At 69.8% G+C, this 19,693-nt stretch carries 15 protein-coding genes and 1 pseudogene; 5 read left to right on the top strand and 11 right to left on the bottom strand.

Annotated features, from left to right (window positions below; genetic code table 11):
* Positions 1-123: 123 nt before the first annotated feature.
* Positions 124-579 (top strand): annotated as a pseudogene (locus ACFVZH_RS28540) (ATP-binding protein); the annotation flags it as partial.
* A gap of 66 nt (positions 580-645) precedes the next feature.
* On the opposite strand, the gene ACFVZH_RS28535 reads toward ACFVZH_RS28540, so the two are convergent.
* The 3 genes from ACFVZH_RS28535 to ACFVZH_RS28525 form a co-directional block, all read right to left on the bottom strand.
* Entirely contained in the window at positions 646-1,164 is a 519-nt protein-coding gene (locus tag ACFVZH_RS28535) for a pyridoxamine 5'-phosphate oxidase family protein (protein ID WP_384901677.1), read from the bottom strand.
* Positions 1,165-1,350: 186 nt separating this feature from the next.
* Positions 1,351-1,887 (bottom strand): hypothetical protein, encoded by a 537-nt coding sequence (locus ACFVZH_RS28530; protein ID WP_384901633.1) that lies wholly within the window; start codon positions 1,885-1,887, stop codon positions 1,351-1,353.
* Between the two features lie 874 nt (positions 1,888-2,761).
* The gene (locus ACFVZH_RS28525; RefSeq protein ID WP_384901631.1) at positions 2,762-3,304 is read right to left on the bottom strand and encodes a GNAT family N-acetyltransferase; all 543 of its coding nucleotides are present in this window, start codon (positions 3,302-3,304) and stop codon (positions 2,762-2,764) included.
* A 446-nt stretch (positions 3,305-3,750) separates the two neighbouring features.
* Between ACFVZH_RS28525 and ACFVZH_RS28520 the strand changes: the two genes are divergently transcribed.
* Positions 3,751-4,293 carry a DapH/DapD/GlmU-related protein gene (locus tag ACFVZH_RS28520; protein WP_384901629.1) on the top strand — a complete coding sequence of 181 codons (543 nt, stop codon included), beginning with the start codon at positions 3,751-3,753 and terminating at the stop codon, positions 4,291-4,293.
* Between the two features lie 248 nt (positions 4,294-4,541).
* Here ACFVZH_RS28520 and ACFVZH_RS28515 read toward each other — a convergent pair whose 3' ends face one another.
* Both ACFVZH_RS28515 and ACFVZH_RS28510 read right to left on the bottom strand, forming a co-directional pair.
* Positions 4,542-6,182: a sulfatase-like hydrolase/transferase gene (locus ACFVZH_RS28515; protein WP_384901627.1), complete on the bottom strand. Its 1,641-nt coding sequence runs from the start codon at positions 6,180-6,182 to the stop codon at positions 4,542-4,544.
* 333 nt (positions 6,183-6,515) lie between these two features.
* Positions 6,516-7,412, bottom strand: coding sequence for a hypothetical protein (locus ACFVZH_RS28510; RefSeq protein WP_384901625.1), 897 nt, complete (start codon positions 7,410-7,412; stop codon positions 6,516-6,518).
* A gap of 428 nt (positions 7,413-7,840) precedes the next feature.
* On the opposite strand from ACFVZH_RS28510, the gene ACFVZH_RS28505 reads away from it, so the two are divergent.
* Entirely contained in the window at positions 7,841-9,913 is a 2,073-nt protein-coding gene (locus ACFVZH_RS28505; protein WP_384901622.1) for a M4 family metallopeptidase, read from the top strand.
* Positions 9,914-10,179: 266 nt separating this feature from the next.
* On the opposite strand, the gene ACFVZH_RS28500 is transcribed toward ACFVZH_RS28505, so the two are convergent.
* The 3 genes from ACFVZH_RS28500 to ACFVZH_RS28490 all read right to left on the bottom strand — a co-directional run bounded on the left by ACFVZH_RS28500 (position 10,180) and on the right by ACFVZH_RS28490 (position 12,997).
* Positions 10,180-11,319 carry an FAD-dependent oxidoreductase gene (locus ACFVZH_RS28500; protein WP_384901620.1) on the bottom strand — a complete coding sequence of 380 codons (1,140 nt, stop codon included), beginning with the start codon at positions 11,317-11,319 and terminating at the stop codon, positions 10,180-10,182.
* Between the two features lie 304 nt (positions 11,320-11,623).
* Complete coding sequence (locus ACFVZH_RS28495; protein ID WP_384901619.1) at positions 11,624-12,319, bottom strand: TetR/AcrR family transcriptional regulator; 696 nt, start codon at positions 12,317-12,319, stop codon at positions 11,624-11,626.
* Positions 12,320-12,388: 69 nt separating this feature from the next.
* Positions 12,389-12,997, bottom strand: coding sequence for a TetR/AcrR family transcriptional regulator (locus ACFVZH_RS28490; RefSeq protein ID WP_384901617.1), 609 nt, complete (start codon positions 12,995-12,997; stop codon positions 12,389-12,391).
* 118 nt (positions 12,998-13,115) lie between these two features.
* Here ACFVZH_RS28490 and ACFVZH_RS28485 point away from each other — a divergent pair, with 118 nt between their 5' ends.
* Together ACFVZH_RS28485 and ACFVZH_RS28480 are read left to right on the top strand one after the other, a co-directional pair.
* A complete protein-coding gene (locus ACFVZH_RS28485) occupies positions 13,116-14,615 on the top strand; it encodes an APC family permease (RefSeq protein WP_384901615.1) in 1,500 nt (499 codons plus the stop codon).
* A gap of 5 nt (positions 14,616-14,620) precedes the next feature.
* A complete protein-coding gene (locus ACFVZH_RS28480) occupies positions 14,621-15,505 on the top strand; it encodes a carbon-nitrogen hydrolase family protein (protein WP_384901613.1) in 885 nt (294 codons plus the stop codon).
* Between the two features lie 249 nt (positions 15,506-15,754).
* Here the strand turns inward: ACFVZH_RS28480 and ACFVZH_RS28475 are convergent, their stop codons facing one another.
* The 3 genes from ACFVZH_RS28475 to ACFVZH_RS28465 form a co-directional block, all read right to left on the bottom strand.
* Complete coding sequence (locus ACFVZH_RS28475) at positions 15,755-16,915, bottom strand: agmatine/peptidylarginine deiminase (RefSeq protein ID WP_384901611.1); 1,161 nt, start codon at positions 16,913-16,915, stop codon at positions 15,755-15,757.
* Between the two features lie 349 nt (positions 16,916-17,264).
* Positions 17,265-19,091: an alpha/beta fold hydrolase gene (locus ACFVZH_RS28470; RefSeq protein WP_384901609.1), complete on the bottom strand. Its 1,827-nt coding sequence runs from the start codon at positions 19,089-19,091 to the stop codon at positions 17,265-17,267.
* A complete protein-coding gene (locus ACFVZH_RS28465; RefSeq protein WP_384901608.1) occupies positions 19,088-19,681 on the bottom strand; it encodes a TetR/AcrR family transcriptional regulator in 594 nt (197 codons plus the stop codon). Before ACFVZH_RS28465 ends, ACFVZH_RS28470 begins: the two co-directional genes overlap by 4 nt.
* Between the last annotated feature and the right edge of the window lie 12 nt (positions 19,682-19,693).

Here is a 19,693-nt window from a genome sequence, read left to right as displayed (position 1 = left end):
GCACGAGTGGCGGCTCGCGCATCTTCCCCCGGACACCAGGCCGCTGCCCTCGGTGACCCACTACGACCAGTTGCTCCGACACCGCCGCACCCGCGGCAGCGGCCACCGTGAGGGAGAAGCGCCGTGACCATGCCCCGCCAGCGAGGATTGACCGAGCAGGCGCCGATGCCGCAATCGACTCCGCCTGCCGCTTGCTGAGGCTGTCGTCGATCCGCAACGAGTTCTCCGACATCGCCGACCGGGCGACGAAGGACCAGATGAGCTACCGCGGCTTCCTCGCCGAGCTGCTGATGACCGAGTGCGACGACCGGGCCCGCCGCCGGTCAGAGAGGCGGAACAAGGCAGCCGGCTTTCCCCCGGGAGAAGTCCCTGCGGAGCTTCGACTTCGACGCCAACCCCAACATCGACCCGGCCACAATCAACACCCTGGCGAGTTGCGAGTGGATCAAGAAGAGTCAGCCGCTCTGCCTGATCGGCGACTCCGGCACCGGCAAGTCCCGCATGCTGATCGCCCTGGGCACCGAAGCCGCGATGAAGGGCTACCGCGTCCGCTACACCCTCGCGACGAAGCTGGTGAACGGGTCCCGAGCCGAGGGGCCCGCCAAGGCCGGCTGGCCGCCCCGACAGCCGGCCGAAGGATCCCGGCTACGTGTCCGCTCGGGTCCAGAACTGACGCGGCGCGAACCCCTCGCGCCGCAGCCAGTGCTCGGTATAGACGATCCGTTCGGCCTCGATCACGATGATCGGCCCCGACGGCGCTTCGTCGAGAGAGCGCGACCGCTCGACATGGTCGGACTGCCAGCGGAAAGACGGCCAGTAGTGCTCGAAATCCACGTCGGACTCGGACAGTACGCGAGCCTGACCGAAGAGCTGGGCACCTCGGCTGCTGGCCTGCCCGACCAGCGGAGCGAAGATCCCCACCGACACCCGGGGATCCGCAGCAAGGTTCCTCATCTTCGGCGAACCAGCAGCCGTGGAGAACATCACCGCGAAGTCGAGGTGGAAGTACCGCACCGGCGTCGCGAGCGGCCCCTCCGGTCCCGCCGTCGCGAGCACGCACATGTTCTGCGACGACAGCAGATTGAGTATTCGCTCTTCCAGCCGCTCGCGATCGAGCCGCTGCTTCGGTGACGGGCCGGCCAGCCACGGATTAGTCACAGGCATGATCAACTATCCCACGCCCTGCGCCGGGTCTCACCAGCCCGGACCGTCACGACCGTCGGCAGTGCCGTCAAAACTCGTCGGCATCTGCTCAGCTGTTGATCACCCACCACCGCCGGAAGCCATCGACAAACGCTGTCGCTTGAAGATTCTGGCTCACTCTTCGTGAAGCGTGCACCGGGAGTGACATCAGGCGTGGCAGTGGAGCCGGACGAGGATGGTGTCGCCGGGAAGGTCCGCGAGGTACGCCTCGCTGCCCTGCCATACGGTGGGCTTCGGAGGGTCGTGAGGGCAAGAGCCAGGATCACAGGAGGCGTGGACGGCGTTGCTGCCGCCCTCCAACCACCAACCGTCCAACGTGAGGACGTCCGTGTTCGGCGGGTATGGCCCAGTGAGTCCACGGATGTACTCGGCACGGGTTCCGTCGTAGCCGATCACCGGGTGCTCCTCGGGACCGGCAGGGCCCACGAACCCCAGATACCCCATGTCGAGGCTGAAGGGGTGGTCGAGGTAGGCCCGGATCAGAGGCTGGGCCCGGTAGGCGGAGAGCATCTCGTCTCCCCACCGGTCACCGGGGAATGCGTCCGGATCGTTCCACCAGCGGTCGACGAAGACCGCGAGGGGAATGGCCGGAGGGTGGAGGGCGGACAGGCTGTGCCACAGGTCCCAGGACGCGGCGACCGCGCGCTCGCGGGCGAGGTTCGGCTGCGAAAACGAGCAGGGCACGCGGTCCTCCGGCGCAGACGCCCGGGACGCTGGGGAGGGGCGAACCGTCGTATCCAGGGTCGTCGTGGATGAGTCTGGGATCGCCCATGTGTCCTGGGACGACCGCGAAACCCATGCCGTCGCTGCCGCCACTAACGTGGCGCGCGTCCCACATGCCACGGTCGACGGGGTTGTCAGCCGTGTCCAGGCAGAAGGGCGCGAGGGCCTCTCCAAGCGCCCCTTCGAAATCGCCCGCGGCCTCACCCGGCAGACACACCGTCACCCATACGCCGGCCATCCACCCCTCCTTGCCACGTCGCCAAGCATGATCACACGCGTGCGGAGACGCGCCACAAGCCAGGCCGCCTGCCGGCGCTCTGCACGTCGGCAGGAAGACGCAGACAGGAGCCGTGAACGCGTTCCGACCGGCCGCCGCACCCAGCGCAACCGGCTCCAGAGTGCAAGCTCCACGGAAATTGAGCCAGAACCCGCTTGAAGTCAACGAAGCCACACCGGTGACGTACAGAGCAGCAGGGTCTCAAATCAAGCACCGAGGTGTTTCCAGAGCTCGGGTTCCGGTCCATTCCTGGTGGGTCGCGTGCGCAGCGTGACCGGTGATCTTCGAGTGACGGCGGTCGAAGTTGCGGGGAAATGATCCCGCCGGTGTTGGGTGCGGGCGACAGTTCTGCGTCGGGGACGAAGCGTGGCCGCAGCCGTCCAGACACGGGAGTTGCGTCGCTGCCTGCGCTGGCGCAGCCAGAACGTCCGGCGTCCCGACGGCCTGGCCGTCCAACGACCCGAACGCGCCCGCATCCGCAGACGCATCCGCAGTGAGAAGAGCATCCGGTGGGCCGGACGACCTCTGCCGGAAGCGGCCTGGCCGTCTGCCGCACGATCAGATGTCGCCCTGGACGAGGGCATGCAGGTGCTCGTCATGCCACCCGTCCGCGTGCAGCAGCGCGCTGCGCATGGTGCCTTCGAGGGAGTATCCGGCCTTGTCCGCAACACGGCAGGATGCCGGGTTGGCCACCGAGTGACACAGCCGCAGGCGATGCAGGCCAAGGTCTTTCAGGGCCCACTCGCTGACGCGCTTCGTGGCTTCGACCACCACACCGCCCCCGCGTGCCGCGGGGAGGATCCAGTAGACGATCTCGGCGCTGCCACCGCTGAGGTCGATGTCGCCCCACCCGATCAGGCCCACAGCCTCGCCTTCCGGTCGGGCGATGGCCCAGATCGCGCTCAGCTCGGCCCGCCAACGCTCGTGCATGCGTTCAATCCTCCGGCGCGCGTCTTCTGGCGTCTCCACCAGCAAACGGTTCCACTGACGAATCCCGGGATCCTGACTGCCGGCCACCAAGACGGCGGCATCGGAAAGACGCCAGGGACGCAGCTCCAGGCCGCACGGAAGGCCGAACACCGGCTGGTCCATCTTGGCCATCTGCCCCGCCGGAACAACTGCTGGTATGCGTGAGCTGGAGATCATCGCGGCATCCTGCCACAGCCCTCAGCCATGCCACCCGTCGCCCGGTGCCCCAACCATCAACCCGGCGAATCTATGCGGTCACAGAGCTGGCGATCGATTCCAAGTCAGCGGTCGTAGGCGGTCAGCGAGCGTTGGACGGGCTATCCGGCCAGTTCCGAGCGTTACAGGCGTCGGTGAGCTGCGGGGCGATCCCACGGCCGGACGCCACGGCGCCAGATGCGGAGACGCCTTCGGCAGGTCGTCGGTCTTCACATAGAGTGCCGTCGCGAGGTGTCCGGATTGTTCGTCACAAAACGATCTTGGATGCCCAGATGCCCTTGTTCTCGCCTTCGGCGGCTCCCCTTGGCTTTGATCATTCGGTGAATCTTGTCCAGTCACTGATGCACGGAAAGGATCGTGGCATGTCCAGCGACCGTCTCATGCGCATCCACAGCGCCGAGTTCCAGGCCATGGCCGAGAGGGTCCTGCGGGTCACCGAGCTCACCTCCCGCCTGAACGTCCTGCCTTTCGAAGACGAAGCGGGCAAGGCGGAGCTGTTCGAGCAGATCCTCGGTAAGCCGCTGCCGCCGAGAGTCACGATCTATCCGCCCTTCTTCACGGACCATGGCCTGAACCTCGACCTCGCCGAGCGCGTCTTCATCAACCAGAACTGCACGTTCCTGGACTATGCGGGCATCCGGCTCGGCGAGCGCGTGATGATCGGACCGAAGGTCACGTTCATCACCAGCGGCCACCCGGTTGATCCCGAGGAGCGGCGGCTGTACCTCACCGGCGCACCCATCGACGTGGCGGAGAATGTGTGGATCGGTGCCGGTGCCACGATCCTGCCCGGCGTCAGCATCGGCCGTGACGCCGTGGTTGCCGCCGGCGCTGTCGTGGCCGATGACGTTCCGCCCGCAAGCTTGGTGACCGGTGGCAAGGCGACCGTGCACCGAATGTGGTGACGGCCTCTTCGCGCTCGTCGGTACGGGCACTCCCGCACGTCGCCGACAACGTGCGGGAGTGCCCGGTGCATCGACCCCGTGCTGCCGACGCCGGGCACCATCCGGTGACATGGCCGGGGGGTACGCGGCGGCCGGAAGAGGTCCCGTGTCAGTGTGCGAGCTTCCGGGCTGCGCCCCCGCACACCGACAGGAGCACGGGGGCGGGGTTGCAGTCGACGACAGTGGTCTTCATGCCTCGGCGTACACGGTCAGCGTGTCTGCTGTGCCAGGGTTTCGGGGCGGGTGTCGTCGCCGTGCCAGGTGGGCCAGCCGAGCAGGCGGGGCCGTTCGGTGACCCAGGCGTGGGTGTCGGTGCCGATCTCGGTGTCGATGAGGTCCTCCAGGAGGGCCCGGTAGCGCTCGACCAGGCCGTGGTGGGCGGGGTCCGCGGCGAGGTTGTGCATCTCGGCGGGGTCCTGCTCGCGGTCGTAGAGCACGACGTCGTTCTGCGCCAGCAGGGCTTCGGTGCCGGTGGGGCGGTTGGGGTTCAGCGGGGAGAAGTAGCGGCCGAAGGTGTAGCGCTCGTCGGAGTAGCCGCGTAGGAAGCCGCGCTTGTTCCAGTCGGGGCGCAGGTCGCCGGCGGCGACGCGCTGGGGCGCTTCCGGGTCGGTGAACTCGAACCAGAACGAGGCGTCGAGCATCATGATCGACTCCACTGCGTTGAGGACCCCGGTACGCACCGGGTGTCCGTGGAGCGCCGGCATGAGTGAGTGGCCCTTCAGGGCCGGGTGGCGGGTGGCGGTCTCGGCCGCGTCCAGTCCGGCGATCTCGAGCAGGGTGGGCGCGATGTCGATGGAGGAGGCGAGCGCTTCTGTGCGACCCCCGCCGGCCACGTCGGGGTGGGCGATGATGAAGGGGACGTGGAAGTTCTCGTCGTAGACGAGGTTGCCCTTCTGCCGCAGGCCGTGCGAGCCCGCCATCTCGCCGTGGTCGGAGGTGAAGACCACGACGGTGCGGTCCGCCTGGCCGGACGCCTCCAGGGCGTCGAGGACGAACTCGACACTGCGGTCCACGTCGCGAATGGCGTTGAGGTAGAAGTTCAGACCGTCGTACCAGTGCTGGTCGTCGGCGACCGGTCCGAAGACCGTGTCGAGCATTCGGGCGTACTCCCCCACCGCCGGAGCCGCACCCCTCAAGTCGTCGTGCAGGCTGACCGGCAGTTCGAAGTCCCAGCGCCGCTGGTACACGGGGATGTTCGCCGCCGCACGGGTGACGACGGCATGGGCGAGGCCGGGCGGGAGCTGGACCTGGGAGCGGCCGCCGTAGTCGAAGCTCATGATGTCGTGCGGGTTCACGAAGTTGACGGCCATGAACCACGGCTGGTCCTCGGAGACGACCGGCGCCCTGTTGCGCAGCCAGCGCACGGCCTGTCCGGCGATCACGGGATCGAGTTTGAGGCCCGCCCACGCGCCGCCGTCGATGTCGCCCCAGTCGTTGAACTCGCTGAACCCGTAGGGCTCCAGTGCGTCCGTCGTGGGTCCGGGGTTCTCCGCGGTGGCGTAGCAGTTCGAGAGGTGCCACTTGCCCTGGTAGGTCGTGTAGTAACCGGCCGACCGCAGCATCGTGCCGATGGTGCCCAGCTCGGGGTCGAGCGGACGGATGTACGGCATGTTGTCGTTGTCGTAGATCTCGGTGAGGGGCAGGTGCTGCCCCGTGTAGATCACGGACCGCGCGGAGCTGCACTGCGCGGAGGCGGTGTAGTAGCGCTCGAAGGTGGTCCCTCGCGCCGCGATCCGTTCCCGCGCGGGCAGGGAGTACCCGGTCGGCCGCGGAAGGCCGGCACGTTCCTCGTCGGTGATGATCAGCAGGATGTTGGGGCGCTGGAGCATGCCCTGCCTTTCGCTCGCCACGCGCCGCCGGGTGGATCGGGCGGCCTGAGACCGCCTCGCGCGCGGGTCGGGTACGGATGCTCCGAATCTAGGGTCGGCCCCGGCCGGGGCCGCTCAGGACGCGGCGGAAGGCGGCCGAACGAGTGATCGCGTCCAGGCGTCTCGCCGGGCGCGACCATGCCCATCACACCCAGCACCCCGAGGCCGCGATCCGGCCGCGCCACACCGGGTCGGGGCGCAGCAGGGAGCGGCCGCACACCGGCTTCTCCGCACCGGCGTTGTCGGGTGCGGATCACATCTCGTCGGAGCTGATTCCGGCATCCGCCGCGCGATCCGGTGGCCGGCGTCCGCCGATCAGTGCCACTCCCAGCGCAGCGCCCGGAAGCCGGGGCCCGGGGTCTCGAAGACCGCGTGCACCCGGCCGGCTGCGCTGATCCACACGGGCTCCGCGGACACCGGCTCGCCGGTGACCGAGGCGCTGAAGCAGCGCCGGCAGCGCACCGGCACGGCGTCCGGGTGGAAGGCGACCTCCAGGGTGTAGAGGAGGGCGGGGGCGTGGAAGCCCCGCCCGCACTCCTCCGCGCGGCGTCCGTTCTCGGGGAACCGCAGGGTGTACTCGATCAGCGTGGTCTCGCCCTCGGACAGCGTGCGGTCCAGGAACAGTTCGGCGACCACCAACGGCACGCTGCGGTCCGAGCGCAGCCGCCCGAGGCGGGCGTTGTGTACGTCGACGAACCGGGGCAGCGCTCTGTCCGGGTCCTCGCCGCGGAGGACCACGACGCAGCGGTCCACGCGATCCCGGGTTGCCTTGAGCGTCAGGCGCGTGGTCAGCCGCGCTCCGGCGCCCTGCGCGTCGAGCTCGTAGGTGTCGTGGGCGGCGACCCGGAGCAGTCCGTCGTCCGTACTGCCCAACTCGGCCAGCAGGTCGGGAAGGCTCACGAACTCCCGCCACAGGTGCTCGGTCTCCAGTACCTCGGAGTTCCGGTTCACCCAGCGTCCCCGGGGGCGGCGCGGGCCGAGCAGCGAGACCAGGCCGTCGGTGGGGACGCCGAGGAGTTCCTCCAGGAACCGGACCGCCTGCCGGGACTGCGGCCTCTCGGGGCGGCTGCGGCCACGGCGCCAATAGCTGAGCGTGGTGACGCTGATCTCCACACCGCGCTCGGCGAGCCGGTACTGGATGCGCTCAAGGCTGAGCCCGCTGGCCCGCACGGCGGAGTCCAGGGCGGCCTCGAAGGGGCCGGTGCGGAGCAAGTCGAGCAGATCGTCCGGTCTTTCCCGCGGTTGCACGGCCTTCTGCTCCAGTAGCCGTGGGGCCTGGACCGCCTGCCCGAACCGCGATGTGCCACTGGTTTCCACCAGTCTCTCGCCTCCTGCGCCGACGTCGCGCACCTGGGATGGAGGCGCTGCCGGTGACAGCGGTCTCCTGTGGGGGGGGTGGAGGCACTGCCAGTGACAGCGATCTCCTGTGGGGGGATGGAACGCGGCCACAGGTTAGCCACAGCCTGGCTGGATATCGACGAGACGTTAGACAGTCTGTGAACAGTTTTGACCAAAGCTCTGGCTACGGCAGGGTCGTGGCCAGGGGAAGGCCCGATCGCCAGCCTCTTCACAGTGCCTGCAATTAAACAGAGTTGGCGTCCGTTGACCTGACTTCCCGTCGACGGCCAGCATCGCGGCCCATGAAGAGAACTGTTCTTGCCGCATCGATCTCGCTGGCCGTCAGCGGCCTGCTGATAGCCGGCGCGGGATCTCCCGCCGTCGCTGCCCACGCCGCTCGCCCCCACCCGCCCAAGGCCGACAAGAGCCAGGCCATCCAGGACGCCCGCGACTCGATCGCCGCCCACCCCAGTGCAGTTCGGGCGAGCTCGGACGACACCTTCACGTCCTCCTCGGTGCTGGTCGACAAGGACGGCTCCCGTCATGTGCACATGACGCGGGCGTACCGGGGCCTGCCCGTACTGGGCGGTGACGTCGTCGTGCACTCCGCGCCCAGCGGGGCGTTCCGCGAGAGCACACTGACCCTCAAGAACAGCCTCTCCGTGCCGGTGACCCCCAAGGTCAGCGCCGGCCGCGCGGAGGCCCTGGCGCAGAAGCGGTTCCAGGGCAAGCGCGCCACGACGACCAGCACGCTGGTGGTGGACGCGCTCTCCGGCACCCCGCGTCTGGCGTGGCGGGTGACCGTCGACGGCATCGCCCCCGACCAGTCGCCGAGCCACTTCAACGTGCTCGTGGACGCCTTGACCGGCCAGGTCGGGCAGACGTGGAACGACTTCCACACCGCCGACGGCACCGGGCACGGCTACCAGGTGGGCGACGTCCCGCTGACCACCACCGCGGTCTCGGGCGGCTACCAGCTCAAGGACTCCACCCGCGGCAACGGGGAGACGCGGGACGCGCAGAACCTGACCGCCACCAACGACAGCCCGCCGGCCGGCTGGGGCAAGGCGTTCACCGACACCGACAACGTGTGGGGCAACGGCACGCTCGGCGATCGCGCGACCGTCGCGGCCGACGCCCACTTCGGCATCCAGGCGACCTGGGACTACTACAAGAACGTGCACGGCCGCAACGGCATCAAGAACGACGGCGTCGGCGCCCGCTCGTTCGTGCACTACGGCAACAACTACGCCAACGCCGGCTGGGACGACACCAGCTTCAGCATGATCTACGGCGACGGCGCGCCCGGCGACAAGCCGTTCACCGAACTCGACGTCGCGGGCCACGAGATGAGCCACGGTGTCACCTCCGCCACCGCCGGCCTGAACTACTTCGGCGACGCCGGCGGTCTGAACGAGGCGACCAGCGACATCTTCGGCACCCTGGTGGAGTTCAACGCCAACAGCTCGGCGGACGCCCCCGACTACCTCATCGGCGAGAAGATCAGCTCCACGCCGCTGCGGTACATGGACGACCCGAAGAAGGACGGCGCGTCGCAGAGCTGCTGGACCACCGGCACCAAGAACCTCGACCCGCACTACTCCTCGGGCGTGGGCAACCACTTCTTCTACCTGCTCGCGGTCGGCTCCGGCTCCTCCAGCTGGGGCAACAGCCCGACCTGTGACGGCGGCACGGTCACCGGCGTCGGCAACGCGGCAGCGGGCAAGATCTGGTACCGCGCGCTCACCACGTACATGACCTCGGGCACCACCTATCCGGAGGCCCGTACCGCGAGCGTCAAGGCCGCGATCGACCTGTACGGCGCGAGCAGCAGCCAGTGCGCCGCGGTGGAGAAGGCGTGGAGCGGCGTCGCCGTCGTGCCCACCGCCACCACCTGCGGTGGCGTCACCCCTCCGACGGGCTCCAACCTGCTGTCCAACCCGGGCTTCGAGTCCGGCGCCGTCAACTGGAGCGCCAGTACCGGTGTGATCACCAACGACACCGGCGCCGCTCCGCGCTCCGGCTCGTACTACGCCTGGCTGGACGGGTACGGCAGCGCGCACACCGACACGCTGTCCCAGTCGGTGACCGTCCCGGCCACCGCCACGGCGCCCAAGCTCAGCTTCTACCTGGCGATCGACACCAAGGAGTCGGGCACGACGCCGTACGACACGCTGAAGGCCCAGGTCGTCTACGGCACCAGCACCACCACCCTGGCGACGTACTCCAACGCCACGCCCGGCGGCTACGCCCAGCGGACCCTCGACCTGTCGGCGTTCAAGGGCAAGACGGTCACGATCAAGTTCACCGGCACCGAGGACTCCTCCGCGGCCACCAGCTTCCTGATCGACGACACCGCGGTCACCACCGGCTGAGCCACTCCCCCAAGACCCTGGGGCCCGCCGCGCATCCCAGCGCGGCGGGCCCCAGGCCCGTTCGGAGGGCGGTACGCAGGAGGGTGAGGTGCTTCTTGTCGATGCGGGCGGTGCTTCTTGTCGATGCGGGCCGCTGTCGTGCGGTCACGTGTGATGCGGATCGTGGTGAGCCTCATCGGGGTGGCCCACCGGGGCGGTCGTCGAGTCGGGCAGGAGCAGACGGAAGGCACAGCACTGGTCGGTGTCGGGGGTGTTGTCCGTGGCGGTCAGTGGGCCGCCGGTCCGGAAGTGAAGAACTCGATCATCCGCTCAAGCCCGTGGTCGCCGAACATCGTCTCCAGGCCGGCGGCGGACTCGGCGGCGGACGCCTCGCTGCGAGGGAAGAGGGCCTGCTCATAGGAGGTCAGCGCGGCCTCGGTGTCGCCGGGGTGGGCGGCGACGGCCTCAGCGAGTTCGGCGCCGTCGAGCATGGCCAGGTTGGCGCCCTCGCCGGCAAAGGGGGACATCAGGTGGGCGGCGTCTCCGAGGAGCGTGACGCCCGCGGTCCGCTCCCAGCGGTGTCCGACGGGCAGGGCGTGGATGCGGCGCGGGGTGATCGTGTCCGCGTCGGCGATCAGGGCGCGCAGGTCCTCGTGCCAGCCGTCGAAGCGGGCGAGGACACCGGCCTTGGCGTCGGCGGGACCGGTGAAGTCGACGGTGTCGAGCCAGCCCTCCTCCGCCCTCACGGCGGCGTAGACGTGGAGGCTGCCGTCGGTCTCGCGGTGCGCGAGGAAGCCGCACTGGCCGCCCAGGCTGATGAAGAACCCGTCTCCGATGACGGCGGCGCTGCGTGGGTGACGGGCATCGGCGTCGTGGAGATCGGCTTCGGCGAAGGAGATGCCGGTGTAGGTGGGCGTGGCGTCGGAGAGCAGCGGCCTCACGCGGGACCAGGCGCCGTCGGCACCGATCAGAAGGTCGGTGGTGAGAGCGGAGCCGTCGGCGAATGTCACCTCGTGGCGGCCGTCGCCCAGGGCCCGGGCGCCGGTGACCTTCCTGCCCCAGTGGATCGTGCCGTCGGGCAGCGAGTTCAGCAGCAGGTCGCGCAGGTCGCCACGGTCCACCTCCGGGCGGCCGCCGGTGCCGTCGTCCTTCTCGGAGACGTGGACGGTGGCGTCCGGGCCGACCAGGCGCATCGCCTGACCGCCCTTGTGGACGATGTTCAGGAAGTCCTCGTGGAGGCAGGCGGCGTGGAGCGCCTTCTGGCCGTTCTCCTCGTGGATGTCGAGCATGCCGCCCTGGGTGCGGGCCGCGGCGGACGCCTCCCGTTCGAAGAGGGCGGGCTGGATGCCGTGGACGTGCAGGACGCGGGCGGCGGTGAGGCCGCCGAGACCTCCGCCGATGATCGCGATGGGGTGATGGGTGCTCATGGGGGCCTCCAGGTGACTGGCCGAGTGCGCACGAAGCGCGCGGCCCGGGGAAGGGGTGCGGAGCCGGCACCGCTCGTCGCGGCGGAGGGCGCCGGAGGGCGCCCGGAGGGCAGACCGCCCCGGAGGGCGGCGGACGGCGGCGGACGGCTCGGTCGCGCGGCGACCTGACCGGACACCTCCAACCGTAACGAACATGTTCGTCCCGAACAAGTTCGTAGCAGTGCATGCCGACCCACCAGACCCCGACGGAAGCGCCGGGTGAAGGCGCCGGGCGGCGGGCCGCCAAGCTTCAGGCGGGGTGGCTTCAGCCCTTCGCGCCGGGTACGGAGGTGTGCGTGATGCCGTTGATCAGCACGTCGAAGCTCCAGCCCATGCGGTCGCCGGGCGAGCCGCTGACCAGTGCGGGCATGTGCGCCTTGATGGCCGGATGGCTGGCCTCGTCCACGGACCGCAGGGCTCTGGTGGTGGCGTTCCAGTCGTCCTCGGCCATGGGGTCGTGCTCCTGCGCCGACTGCTCGGCGGCCGTGGCCGTGGCGTCCTGGAGCAGCTTGTCGACGCCCCAGGCGACCTGCTCGCGGGAGGCTCCGCTGCGGGCCAGCAGGTCCAGGACGCGTTCCACCAGCCGCAGGTAGTTCTCGCCGCTGGGGCGCGCCACGAGAGCCGACCGGGCGAGCTGCGGGTGGGCGAAGAGTACGGCGGTGTAGGAGGCCAGTACGGCGCGGAGCCGCTCGCGCCAGCCGTCCCCGGCGCTGCCGCCGGTCAGGTCGACCTCGCCCAGCAGGGCGTCCAGCACGGCCGCGTGCAGTTCGGCGGTGTTGGCCACGTACACGTACAGCGAGGCCGGACCGGTGTCGAGCTCCTTGGCCAGGCGGCGCATGGTGACCTTCTCCAGCCCCTCGGCGCGCATGATCCGCACGGCGGTGTCCACGATCCACCGCCGCGAGAGGGCGGGCTTCGCCGGACGCTCCCGGCGGCTGATCGGCTCTCTACTCGCAGTCATCCCCTGATCGTAACGAACACGTTCGCCCGGGTGCCGGCGAGCGGCGCCCGACGCGCCCGCCGGCCGGCCTCAGGCGTGATCGGTCAGGTCGTGGCCCGTGACCGCTCGGGCGTAGGCGTGCAGGGCCGTAATGACTTCGGCGCGGGAGCGGCGGCCCGCGAGGACTTCCATCTGGTAGCCGTCCTCCATGGCGACGAAGCTGGCGGCCAGCATCCGGGGCGGGTCCTGCAGTGTGAAGTGCCCCTGGGCCTGCCCCAGGAGGAGAATGCCGGAGTAGACGGCGATCTGGCGTTCCGTCAGTGCGCTGTCGAGGGCTGCGGCCTTGGCGTCGCGCAGGCAGCGGGGCCAGTACTCGAAGAGCAGCCGGGTCAGCGTGTCGTCGGGCCCGCTGGCGACCCCCCTGTCGATGCACGCCTCGAGTTTCAGGCGCGCGTCGGCGAAGCGGTTCGCAGCCTCTTCGCGTTCCTGGCTGTAGCGCTCGATCGCCTGCTGATAGGCCGCGTGGACCAGGGCGTCCAGGTCGCCGTAGTAGAGCACCGCGGCGGGAGTGACCCCCGCCTCCTCCGCGACGTCACGCAGACGCAGGCCCTCCAGCCCGCGTGCCACCAGGGCGCGCCCCACCGCCTTGCCGAGCTCGGCCCGGCGGGCCTCCTTGTTGCTGCCCTTCCTCGCGGCCACGCCGCTCCTCTCATCGTTCTGTTGCATCTGAATTTAACAGTAGCTCGCCATCCCTTGACCATCGAACAGCCCATGTCTTAAATCTGCGTTTAACAAACCTGCGGCCCACGGAGGCACCATGCCCAACCCGACCGACGCCGAGGCCAGAACCGGGCCCGCGCCCGCCCCCGACAAGGGGCTGCGCAGGGGTTCGGTGGGCCTGCTCGCCTCCGTCACCCTCGGACTCTCCTGCGTCGCCCCGGCGTACAGCATCGCCATCACCCTCGGCTTCGTGACCCTGGCGGTGGGGGACCTCGCGCCGGCCGCACTGCTCCTGGGCTTCGTCCCGATCCTGCTCACCGCGTTCGCCTTCCGTGAGCTGAACCGCGAGATGCCGGACTGCGGCACCACCTTCGTGTGGACCACGCGAGCGTTCGGACCGCTGACCGGCTGGCTCACCGGCGGCTGGGTGGTGCAGGTCGCCACGTACATCGCGATGACAGCTCTCTCCCAGGTCGGCGCGACCTACCTGCTCCACCTGCTCGGCCTGCACCCCCTCGCCGACAGCGGCCTCGCCGTGACGCTCACCGCGGTGGCCCTGCTGGCGGCGGTGACCTCGGTCGCCTACCGGGGCCTGCATCTTTCGGCATCCGTCCAGTACGTACTGCTCGGACTGCAGCTGGTCGCCCTGCTCGGCTTCGGCGCCGCCGCCCTGGCCCGCCACGGCGCCGTCACCCCGTCCCTGGGTTGGCTCAACCCCTTCGCCTTCTCCGGTTTCGGCCCGTTCGCCGAAGCGGTGATGCTGTGCCTGTTCATCTACTGGGGCTGGGACGCACTGATCACCGCGAACGAGGAGACGCGCGACGGAGAACGTGTCGCCGGACAGGCCGCCGTCATCTCCACCCTCGTCCTGCTGGGCACCTACCTGTTCACGGCCTTCGCGGCCATCGGCTTCGCCGGAACCGGCACCGGCGGCACCGGGCTCGGCAACCCCGACAACGCCGCCGACGTCCTGGCCACGCTCGCCCCTCCGGTCCTCGGCACGGCGATGGCCAAGGTGATGCAGCTCGCCGTCTGTGTCTCCGCCGTCTCCGCCCTGCTCACCAGCCTCGTCGGCTCCTCCCGCGGCACCCTGTCCATGGCCGCCCACGGCGCCCTGCCGTCCGCGTTCGCCCGCGTCCATCCCCGCCACCGCACCCCCGGCTTCGGGACTCTCTTCGCCGGGGCGACGGCCGCCTGCCTGCTCGTCCTGCTCACGCTCGTCTCCACCGACTTCCTCGGCGACGCGATCCTGTGCATCGGGCTGCTCATCGCCTGCTACTACGGCACCACCGCCCTCGCCTGCGTCTGGTACTTCCGGGGACGACTACGGAACTCGCTCCGCGACCTGCTGCTCCGCGGAATCCTGCCCCTGCTCGGCGGGCTGATGATGCTGGCCGCCTTCGCCCGCAGCGCCCACGACATGTACGACCCGGCCTACGGCAGCACCTCCTTCCACGGCATCGGCGGAGTCTTCCTCCTCGGCGCCGGCTCCCTCGCCGGTGGAGCGCTGGCCCTGGCCGTCGCCCGCACCCGCTTCCACCGCTTCTTCCGCGACGGCCGCACCACCGTGGCCGAACTCACCATCACCGAGGACTGACACCCATGCGCACACTCGCCATCGCCGCCGTCCAGACCACGCCCGTACCCGGCGACCTCGACGCGAGCTGGCAACGCTTCGCCGACCAGGTCCGCACCACACGCGACCTGTTCCCCCACGTACAACTCGTGGTCGTCCCCGAGCTGCTGCTCGCCGCGGAAGGCTCCCTCCTCCAGCCGGCCGCCGACGACGACTGGACGGAACAGGCCGCCGTGACGATCCCGGGCCCGCTCACCGACCGGATCTGCGCCTTGGCCGTGGAGACCGGACTGTGGCTGGTCCCGGGGAGCGTGTACGAGCGCGCCGAGGACGGATCCCTCTACAACACCGCCCTCGCGGTCTCGCCGGAGGGCGGGATCGTCGCCCGCTACCGCAAGGTCTTCCCTTGGCAACCGTACGAGAAGACCACCCCGGGGAACGAGTTCACCGTCTTCGACATCCCCGGCACCGGCCGCGTCGGCCTGGCCATCTGCTACGACGGCTCCTTCCCCGAGACGGTCCGCCAGCTCGCCTGGCTGGGAGCGGAGGTCGTCATCCAGCCGACCCTGACCCCCACCCGCGACCGGGAGATGGAACTGGTCTGCGCGCGTGCCAACGCCTGGACCAACCAGGTCTACGTCGTCAACGTCAACGCCGGCGACCCTGCCGGGGTCGGGCAGAGCACCGTCGTCGACCCCGAGGGCATCGTGCGCCAACAGGCCGGCCCCGGCGAGGAGATCCTCGTCGACGTGCTCGATCTGGACGCCGTCACCCGAGTACGGCGCTACGGCTCCGCGGGCATCAACCGCCCCTGGCGCCAGCTGGCCCGCTACGGGGAGTCGGTGAAGCTCCCGATGTACGGCGGCGGAGGATTCCGTACACCGGACTGGCTCAAGGACGAGACCCCGTGACCACTCACTGAGCGGTGGTGGCGGGTGCGGCCATCGCCTGGGGCGGCCTGGCCATCGCTTCGGAGCCGGCCGGCGTGCCCCAGGCGTGCCACGGAACTCCGAGGACGACGCCGAATCGCCTGTTCCTGGGAGGTGTCGCGTTCGGAAGCCTGCTCGTCCTCGCGCACGGCCGCGGCATGACCGGCCACACCGGGTGGGTGGTCACCGCAGAGGGGTCGGTGACCACCCACGTGGTCCGGCGTCCGCGGGTCAGGCCACGGGAGGTACGGCCGGCTGGGACTGGGTGGCGCAGTGGATGCCACCGCCGCCGCTGGCGATGTTGTCGATCTTGACCTGGACGACAGTCCGGCCGGGATACGCGGCCCGCAGGATGCCGTAGGCCACGTCGTCGGCGTAGCTGTCGCCGAACTGGGGCACGAGGAGCGCGCCGTTCACGGTGTAGTAGTTCGTGTAGCTGGAGAGGAAGTCCGTGCCCCTGCCTCGGATGTACCGCCGGTCGGGGCCGGGGAGCTCCGTGATGGCCAGTCGGCGCCCCTGGGCGTCGGTGGCGCTCTGCAGGACCTTCTTGGTCTCGTTGTAGACGGCGACCCACTTGCTGCTGGCGCCGGGGCCGGGCTGGTCGAGGATCACCTGGCCGGGCGCGACGAAGCGCGCGAGGCAGTCGATGTGACAGTCCGTGATGTCCTGTCCGGCCAGTCCGGGGACCCAGATGACCTTGTCGACACCGAGGGCCCACTTGAGCGACTGCTCCACCTGGTCCTGGGTCATGCCGGGGTTCCGGTTGCTGTTCACGAGAGAGCTGATCGTCGCCATCAGGGTGCCGTGACCGTCGGTCTCCAGCGAGCCGCCCTCTCCGACGAACGGGGCCTGGATCCTGTTCACGCCGTACTGGCCCAGCAGCGTCGTGGCCGCCACCGCGTCGTTGGCGAAGGGCTGGTAGTAGCTCGTGCCCGTCTTGCCCCAACCGTTGAAGTTGGTGTCCACACCACCGATGGCGCCGGGCGCGACGACGAAGGTGGGGCCGAAGTCGCGGATCCAGAGGTCGTCGTTGGCTATCTCGACGACGTCGATCGGGTAGGAGGCCCCGGAGCCGCAGATGTACCGGGCATCGGCGGCCTGCGAGGGGCGCGCCAGTATGACGACCGGCTCGAAACGGGAGATGGCGTAGGCGATGCGCGCGATGTCGTTGCGAACTCCGCCGAGCTGCGTGGACCAGACCGACGACAGCGCCGGCCAGGCCATGAAGGTACGCACGTGAGGGTCGGTCTCCGCGGGAATCCGCAGGGTGGCGCTCGATGCGGCGGTGGCCGCCACGGCGTTCGCGGGCAGCGCCGAGCCGAGAGCGGCCAGCGGCACGGCGGTCGCACCGAATTGGAGAAGGCGGCGTCGAGAGGTGAGGGGCGTGGCCATGGAAGTTCCTTGATGAGGGACGGGAAGGTGCGTCGCACATCCTGGCCTGGACTGAAAATTCAGTCAAGATTCCTGAACCCTTTACCTGCGGGCTCGATCCCACGGGATGCAGTGCGGGACCCGCCCGACCTCGCCCTTCATTTTTCCGCTATTGCCTGAAATGTGATGACTCTACGTCTACAGATCAGGCCGACAGGGCATGGGGCGGGCCGCGGGTCCAGGTGGTCGTAACGTCGATGCCGGCACCGCCTTCCGAAAGAACGACACCGGGGCTGACTTTTCAGTCAGCCCCGGTGGGCACTGGACGGCCGCCGATTTCAGCCGGCGGCTCCCGGCGCGTGACTGCTCGTCACCGCAGGTCGCCCTGTGCCGCTCTGACGCCGTGTTCTCCCCGCGGATGAAGAGAGGTCTCGCCGATGGCCTGAGCGACGTCCGCCGGGTGTGTCAGCTGGGGGTGGTGCCCCGCGCCGGCGATGACGGTCACGGTGGCGTGCGGAAGGGATCCCAGCAGGGACTGCCCTTCGGCGGTGAGCGGATCACGGGAGCCCACGATGATGTGGACGCGCCCTGGGTAGCGCTGCAGCTTGGCGTGCAGATCTGCGCGCCACTGCGTGTTCCCCGAGGAGGCCAGGAGCCGCGCGGCGGTGGCGGCGACGGCACCGCGACGGAGATCGGCGACGGACGACTGCAGCGCGGTCGCGTGGCTCGTGTCGCCCGCAAGCCTCGCGGCCAGAGCCGCGGGAGTCGTCCGGCGCAGGTACCGGCGGGTGAGGAGTGCCAGCTTGGCGGTGCGGGGCGGGTGCGCCTGGAGGAAGAACGGTGACACGAGCGTGAGTTGATCCACCGCATGGGGGTGGGCGGTCGCGGCTTCGACGGCGGCTGCGGCACCGATGGAGTGGCCCACCAGATGACGGGCGCCGGTCTCGGTCACCAAAGCGCTCAGCCATGACGGCCAGTCGTCATGGCGCCCGGTGCTCATGCCCAGACCCGGCAGGTCGACGGCGCGGGCGTGCCTGAGCGCTGCGACGACCGGTGCCCAGGTGTCGGCGTTGACCGGCAGACCGGGCAGCACCAGCGTGGGGGCACCTGGCTCACCCAGTTCGAACGTGCGGATTCCACCGGCCATGGTGAACCGTCTGTCACCTGCGGGAGCGTCGCCGAAACGGTGGGCGGCGAGGTGGTCGGCCCAGCGGCGGATGGTCGTGGCGGTGTCCGGCATGGCCAGCCGGTGCCGGGCGGCGAAGGCGTGGGCCGATTCGGTCGGGTAGCGGTCGGCGGAGAGGAACGTCAGAGTCTCCGGATCGGCCTTGGTGAGCCGACGGGGAAGCCGCTTGAGCAAGGGCACCGGAACCCGGGTCCGGGGTGCCTTGACGCCGTAGTGCTCCGCTGTGAGCGTGAGCAGGTCGGGCAACGCGGGAGTGTCGTCGTCCAGCAGCCAGTACGCGGTGCGCTCGGTGGCCGCGTCCATCGGCAGCAGAGCCATGAACCGGGCGAGGTAGTCGGCCGCGACCACGGGGACGAACGTTCGCCCGCTGCCCGGCAGCGCGGGAAGCGCGCCCTGCCAGAGGTCTTTCACGTTGGTGGCGAGTCCCAGGTACTGGTCGGACTCCCCCGTGGCACTGTCCCCGATGACGCTGGCCGGGTTGACGATGGACCAGGGCACGTTCCACTCCGACGCCAGGTCCCGGAAGACGGCGTCCGCCTCGACCCTGGATGCCTCGTACGCGCCCAACGTCCGGTAGGTCTCGCGTCGGCGCTCTTCGCTCCACGGCTCGTGGTCCTGCCCGCCCACGCGGTACCCGGAGACCTGAACCAGGCGGCGCAGGTTCGGCAGCCGCGCCGCGAACGCGACGACCGTGCGGACGCTGTCGACGTTGGCATGGCGCGCCTCCTCCACCGACATCCCGAACCGGAAGGCACCGGCGCAGTTGTAGATCTCGGTGATGTCGTCGCACTCGGCCTCGATCAGCGCATCCTTGGTGAAGTCGACCCTGAGGTCGGCCGGGGCCTGGTCGTGCCCGCGCCCCGCAAGCCAACGGGCCAGCCGCTGGTAGGACGCATGACTCCGGTTCGCCGTACTCACCCGAACGCCCGCCTGCCCGAGCGCGAGCACCACATGGCGTCCGATGAAACCGCTCGCGCCCAGTACCAGCGCGTGTCTGCCCTCCAGGCTCATGCCGAGGCCCCCGCACCCTGCTCCAGGAGCACGTCGATCGCCTGCGCGGCGCAGTACAGGGGCTCGGTGGACCGCTGGGCGCGCGACACGATCACCGCTCCCTCCACCATGCTCACCATGGCGGTCGCCAGGGCGCGTGCGAGGGGGCGAGGACGGCCGTGGGCGATCAGCAGCTCACTCACCGGCGCGATCCACGACTCGAAAGCCTGGGTGCATGCCTCTCGCAGCCGTTCGCTCTCCGCACCCATCTCCAGCGTCACCACCGATACCGGGCATCCCAGCTGGAACCCGCTCTCGTCGAGCATCCCGGCCAGTTCGTCGATCACCCGTCGCAGAACCTCGCCCGGCGTCGCCGGCTCCACCGCCGCGTCGGCCACGAGGGAGCCGAATCGCGCCGCCGCGAGTTCGACGGCCTTCTCTCCGAGGGCCTGCTTCCCCTGGGGGTAGTGGAAGTAGAGCGACCCCTTCGGCGCGCCCGCGTGCTCCACCACCATGTTGAGCCCCGTGCCGCTGTACCCGTGCCGCTGGATCAGCTCCAGCATCGACTCCGCCAGCCGCAGGCTGGTCTTGGCTCCCTTGGTTTCAACCATGACCGCAGAATA

Origin of the sequence: Streptomyces sp. NPDC059534 (assembly GCF_042743475.1) — a bacterium.
In the GTDB taxonomy this organism is placed as follows: Bacteria; Actinomycetota; Actinomycetes; order Streptomycetales; family Streptomycetaceae; genus Streptomyces.
Note: the sequence above shows the minus strand (reverse complement) of the source record. Positions and strands in the feature narration are given on the sequence as shown.

Coding starts and splice junctions, on each gene's coding strand:
- ACFVZH_RS28535 (WP_384901677.1), bottom strand. CDS start 1,164: ATGCCTGTGACTAATCCGTGGCTGGCCGGCCCGTCACCGAAGCAGCGG.
- ACFVZH_RS28525 (WP_384901631.1), bottom strand. CDS start 3,304: ATGGCCAAGATGGACCAGCCGGTGTTCGGCCTTCCGTGCGGCCTGGAG.
- ACFVZH_RS28520 (WP_384901629.1), top strand. CDS start 3,751: ATGTCCAGCGACCGTCTCATGCGCATCCACAGCGCCGAGTTCCAGGCC.
- ACFVZH_RS28505 (WP_384901622.1), top strand. CDS start 7,841: ATGAAGAGAACTGTTCTTGCCGCATCGATCTCGCTGGCCGTCAGCGGC.
- ACFVZH_RS28500 (WP_384901620.1), bottom strand. CDS start 11,319: ATGAGCACCCATCACCCCATCGCGATCATCGGCGGAGGTCTCGGCGGC.
- ACFVZH_RS28495 (WP_384901619.1), bottom strand. CDS start 12,319: ATGACTGCGAGTAGAGAGCCGATCAGCCGCCGGGAGCGTCCGGCGAAG.
- ACFVZH_RS28485 (WP_384901615.1), top strand. CDS start 13,116: ATGCCCAACCCGACCGACGCCGAGGCCAGAACCGGGCCCGCGCCCGCC.
- ACFVZH_RS28480 (WP_384901613.1), top strand. CDS start 14,621: ATGCGCACACTCGCCATCGCCGCCGTCCAGACCACGCCCGTACCCGGC.
- ACFVZH_RS28475 (WP_384901611.1), bottom strand. CDS start 16,915: ATGGCCACGCCCCTCACCTCTCGACGCCGCCTTCTCCAATTCGGTGCG.
- ACFVZH_RS28470 (WP_384901609.1), bottom strand. CDS start 19,091: ATGAGCCTGGAGGGCAGACACGCGCTGGTACTGGGCGCGAGCGGTTTC.
- ACFVZH_RS28465 (WP_384901608.1), bottom strand. CDS start 19,681: ATGGTTGAAACCAAGGGAGCCAAGACCAGCCTGCGGCTGGCGGAGTCG.